At 52.8% G+C, this 4,491-nt stretch carries 6 protein-coding genes; 1 reads left to right on the top strand and 5 read right to left on the bottom strand.

Translation table 11 applies throughout. The features are described from left to right. Positions 1 to 118: 118 nt before the first annotated feature. Positions 119 to 826, top strand: coding sequence for a hypothetical protein (locus LCY71_RS21355; protein WP_225336651.1), 708 nt, complete (start codon positions 119 to 121; stop codon positions 824 to 826). Between the two features lie 220 nt (positions 827 to 1,046). Here LCY71_RS21355 and LCY71_RS21350 read toward each other — a convergent pair whose 3' ends face one another. The 5 genes from LCY71_RS21350 to LCY71_RS21330 form a co-directional block, all read right to left on the bottom strand. Then, positions 1,047 to 1,691: a hypothetical protein gene (locus LCY71_RS21350; RefSeq protein ID WP_225336650.1), complete on the bottom strand. Its 645-nt coding sequence runs from the start codon at positions 1,689 to 1,691 to the stop codon at positions 1,047 to 1,049. Continuing rightward, positions 1,688 to 1,972 carry a hypothetical protein gene (locus LCY71_RS21345; protein WP_225336649.1) on the bottom strand — a complete coding sequence of 95 codons (285 nt, stop codon included), beginning with the start codon at positions 1,970 to 1,972 and terminating at the stop codon, positions 1,688 to 1,690. Before LCY71_RS21345 ends, LCY71_RS21350 begins: the two co-directional genes overlap by 4 nt. Before the next feature lie 124 nt (positions 1,973 to 2,096). Next, the gene (locus tag LCY71_RS21340; protein ID WP_225336654.1) at positions 2,097 to 2,270 is read right to left on the bottom strand and encodes a hypothetical protein; all 174 of its coding nucleotides are present in this window, start codon (positions 2,268 to 2,270) and stop codon (positions 2,097 to 2,099) included. A 1,507-nt stretch (positions 2,271 to 3,777) separates the two neighbouring features. Continuing rightward, complete coding sequence (locus LCY71_RS21335; protein WP_225336653.1) at positions 3,778 to 4,023, bottom strand: hypothetical protein; 246 nt, start codon at positions 4,021 to 4,023, stop codon at positions 3,778 to 3,780. 28 nt (positions 4,024 to 4,051) lie between these two features. Next, positions 4,052 to 4,372 (bottom strand): ribbon-helix-helix domain-containing protein, encoded by a 321-nt coding sequence (locus LCY71_RS21330; protein WP_225336652.1) that lies wholly within the window; start codon positions 4,370 to 4,372, stop codon positions 4,052 to 4,054. Positions 4,373 to 4,491: the final 119 nt, after the last annotated feature.

Here is a 4,491-nt window from a genome sequence, read left to right as displayed (position 1 = left end):
GACAGACAGCTAACGCTTCCCAGTAGTTTGAAGGGGATCTGGGATACAGTAGCAACTATCCCGTGTAAAACCGCGGGTGAGGGTGTTACCAGCACCCTCAAAGAACCGACCAATACCAATGGTAACTAACACGCAAAGGGATTTCAATCTATCCCTTGATGGCGACAGTAGCACTGAGGAGAAGGTAGACGCTCTTGTCGAGATTGTCCCGAAGCTCCTACAAGAGAATCAGCAACTCCGCGAAGAGAAGCAGAGACTTCAGGATCGCGTCGACGACCTGGAGGATCGCGTCGAGGATCTTCAGGAGGATGTGAAGGAGCGGAGCCAGCACAGTGCTCAGGAGCGTGCCGACATCTGTCAGCGCCTCTCAGCGCTGGAAGAGGGGCAAGAAGATACGTCCGACCCCATGGGTGGAAGCGGCGAAGATACGCTCCACGACACTGTAGAGACGCCGCTGGAGGAGATTGTCGCACTGCCTGAACACACTGCTGAAGAGCAGCTGACTGCCAACCAAGAGCGGGCGCGGTTCATCGCTCTGGACGTCGAAGACTACACCCGCAAGGTCCCTGCGGGAAGGGCAATCAAGTCCTCAGAAATCAGGAAAGTGCTGAAGGCTCGGGAGGGGTCCTCTCCTCATACGGAGACTGTAGACCGTGTAATAGACTTCTTAGAGAGATTCGGAAGAGGGGAAGTACAGGTCGTCAAGAAGCGTGGTGAGCGACGAGTATGCTTCTCGAACGACCTTGTTGAGCGGATTCAGGAAATCCGCACCATGGACGAAGACTCGCTCACAGTGTCCGTGATTGGAGGAGCAGCGGGAGCGTGATAGAGCGGCCGAGATCTACCCCGAGAGGGTTAGACCTCTAACAGGTCCATCACACACCACGGCACTGTTTTCCTCTTCTTCAGTCGCAACCACAGGCAAACCCCTCCCGCTACAGTAGTAGAAGAGTGTTGCTAGACACCCTTCACATGGTTTTGCACCATTTCCCCGAATCACACAAGGTGTGATTCTCACTCTTGCTGTGGTGACACTTCTACCCCCGCTACAGGTCCGTGGCGTCGATGGTAATCCCACCCTCGTAGCGCGGTTGGTTAATCTCGCCCCGATTCTGACGCCTCTGAAACTCCCGTTCGTCCGATGAGAGTCCTTCGAGGAGTCCTGCGTCGATGAGGATCTGCTTCAACTCCTCTTCACGAACGTTGCGCTCCCCGTCATCCTCTAACACAGTCGCAATCTCAAAGAGCGAGAGTCCCTTCAGATACAGAGCGGAGACAGTAATCTGATTGTCACTGCTTCGCATGTCCTCGGGCCATTCATCGCCCAGGAGCGTATCGATGCGCGAGCGGTCGATGCTCACGTCGAAACCCCCACCCTCGGGAAGGTCAATCCCGTGCAACTCGGCCGCCTTCTCCACCATTTCTACGGTGGTGCCAAGCTCGTCAGCGCAGTCCTCCGTAGAGGTAACACGGGGATGCTCCTTCAGATTCCGAAGGATACCCTCCGCATCGGGTTGAAGTAACTCCTGACCCCCAGGGTACTCGCTGTACTCTCTGTCGAGCAGCGGTAGTTCATGCTCGTATCCGACCCTCTCCTTCGGGGTGACTACCCGATCAACCTCTTCGGGACGATCTTCGGCAGCTTCCCCATCCCGCTGGCGAGCCTCCGTGAGGGTCGTTCCATCGATCATCGTCCACCCCCATAGGCACCATATGGCACCATGTACCATAGTTCGTCCTTGGCGATATCGACACCAAGCACTTCGCTGCCCTCTGGAATCTCGCCCTCATCATCGTCGAGGCGGAGAACGACCCACTTGGTCGTTTCGCCCTTCCCCACGATGGTGGCCGCAACATGGCCGACAGCACCATTGCCGCCCCCATACCGCTGCACGGACTTGCGCCCGATCTGCTCGGGAGCCTCTACGACCATGCCAACATCGGGAGTGAAGGTGGTCTTCTGGATCTTCATGCGGCATACCCCCGCTCGAACGTTCGAGGCTCACTGTCGTCCTCGCTATCGCCCTCACTGTCGTCCTCATGGCCGCCAGCGGGCCGCACGACCGTTTCGTCTACCTCGAAAGTTTCACTCTCCGTCATTCTTCTTTCCTCTCAAAATAGTCGCAAAGAAAATGAGTGATTTCTTCGTAACTGTCGTCACTCGCTTCGCGTCGAGAATCATAAATATCGACCTCGCGTGCGATTTCCATCACTCGGGTGAGTGCCGCACTGTCGATGTAGATCCCCGTCATGCGGTAGGAATCGGACATCTCAAAAGCTGACCTCACTGTCGTCCGACTCTTCGTTTAGCAGCTGTTGTGCGCCAAGACGAGCGACGTATCCCAGTGCAAGACTCGCGTCGATCTTGTCGCGGGCGGCTTTCAGCGCACTAAGGTCCGATTCATTGACTCGGATATTCTTCTCACGCCGAGTCATAGCCCCTCACCACGGTTTGCCTGCTTTCGGGCAATTTCGTCGTGCCGCTCAGTACTGAGGTTAGACCGCTGCTCCTCAATGGCCAAGCGATTCACGACGTACTCGACGTCGACCTCACCACGATCCTCGTACCAACCTCGCTCAATGCCAATGTCGCGTAGTTCGTTATCAGCAATCATTGTGTGACCTCTGTGCTACCTCACTTACTTGTAGTGTAATCACGAATTAGTCAGCGCCTCTACTGCCCCAAATCAGCGGAATCGGATTTAGCGGAATGTGGCTCAACTGTCCCACTCCGCTGGCGAGTACAGACTCAATTGCGCGATAATTTCGCACTAATTGGGGTGAAATCCCTCATGGGAATGACGCGGGACTGATTACGAAAAAAGCACTTTTTTGCGAAATATTCAATGATGTATCGAAACGGCCTTGTTTTGCGCGTGAAAAGGGTGTAAAAAGTAGACAGAGCGACATAGATATCTGAAATCGGCAAAATAGCGATTAGCGCGGTTCTTCGCGCGTTAATACAACAACAGCATGTAGTGCTTCATCTCCATGTCGAGATCTACATGCCCCTGTCGCAGCGGAATACAATGGGCATGGAGCGAGTATCACGGAGATTGGGGCCGGGCTAATGCCCTCTGCCTCGCGCTTGCGCGTAACGGGAATCGCGGCCTAATTCATCTCCCTGAATGACATTATGCCCTTGTGCCTGAATCGCCTCAGATTGGCTCAGAATCGATTTCTGTTTCAAGACGATATATCACACTTGGGGTGAAAAAGAATGTAACTGCGAGGCTGTGGGACACTAATATGGGCAAATCTGGATTAGGGGAGATCACGGAATCTCGAAAGTAGCTCAATTGGAAATTTCTCTGCGATCTGCCCATCACGGTAGTATTTCTTAATTTAATGCCCCATTATCTGAATGGATAGTGATTACTTCCAGTTATATCTCACTCCGCTGCGAGTCGTCTAACACTACTCTCACGGATAGCAGCAGTTATCTGGGTGCGTGATGTTAGACTGCCGAATCCACTCTGTCAGCCCGTAACGCTGACGTCTGAGGCTTCTGACCAATATATAGAAGCGTGAAATCAACCCGACAAATAAGATTTCATATGATTTCCTGAGGAAAACAACCTTGGAGTTGTTAACTATCCAATTGGTTTCGACGAGTTAGCATGGTACTCTACCCCATGGTATGAAGATAAGCTCGGGAAGGGACTCCGTGGCTCACGGCATGGTGGTGGGTTAGCCCTCTCCACGTGAATGGCGCTATCTCACGCATATATGGAAACACCCCACGGAGGGTTTGGGTCCCAAAATCTCCGTACTGCCTCAAGCCGCATAATTCACGTCTTCATACGGTCGATCTTCTTCCTCCTCTTCATCGTCTCTGTAGTTCTCGATCTTCTCGAAGAGGACCTTCCCACCGTTAAGTAGTATTATGAGGAGCACCCATAAAATGAAAGAATTTACAGCCACGTAAAGAATCCCTCTGTTCACAACACCAGAGGCAATTATACCAGCTACAGAGCCAATCAATACACTCTGAAATAGCTCCCAACTGCTCGGCTGATCCATGAGTATTGGCTAACCGAGCCAGGCATAATTACTGGCGTTTCCACCACCGATACCACTTGATGAAAAAGGGCGCTTCCTCATGCTGCTCCTGCTTCGCCAGTGTGTCGATCTTCTCCTCGATGTTGCTCCGTCGCGCCAGTTGCTCTTCTAACGTCGCTATGCGGTCCTCACGCTCTTCCAGTCGCTCCTCAAGCCTCTCCACCCTCTCTGCTAACTCCTCGGCCCTATGTCGATCTTCGAGGATACCACGGATGTATTCGGATCGACTTACGTCCCGCTCGTCTGCTTCCTCGTCCAGTCTGTCGATTAGATCCTCTCGTATTCGTACTGTAATCGATTTGCGAGACATCGTGTTCAGATCGCAACACCACGTAATACATCCGTATTTAAAAAAGAATACATCTATGTTCGGTTCGTAATCGGCTGTATTCAGTTCGTAGTCGACCGTATTCGGAAATGGATACGTCA

This window comes from Halomicrobium urmianum (assembly GCF_020217425.1).
GTDB lineage: Archaea > Halobacteriota > Halobacteria > Halobacteriales > Haloarculaceae > Halomicrobium > Halomicrobium urmianum.
The sequence above is the reverse complement of the archived record's forward strand: the minus strand, read 5'-3'. Positions and strand labels throughout refer to the sequence as shown.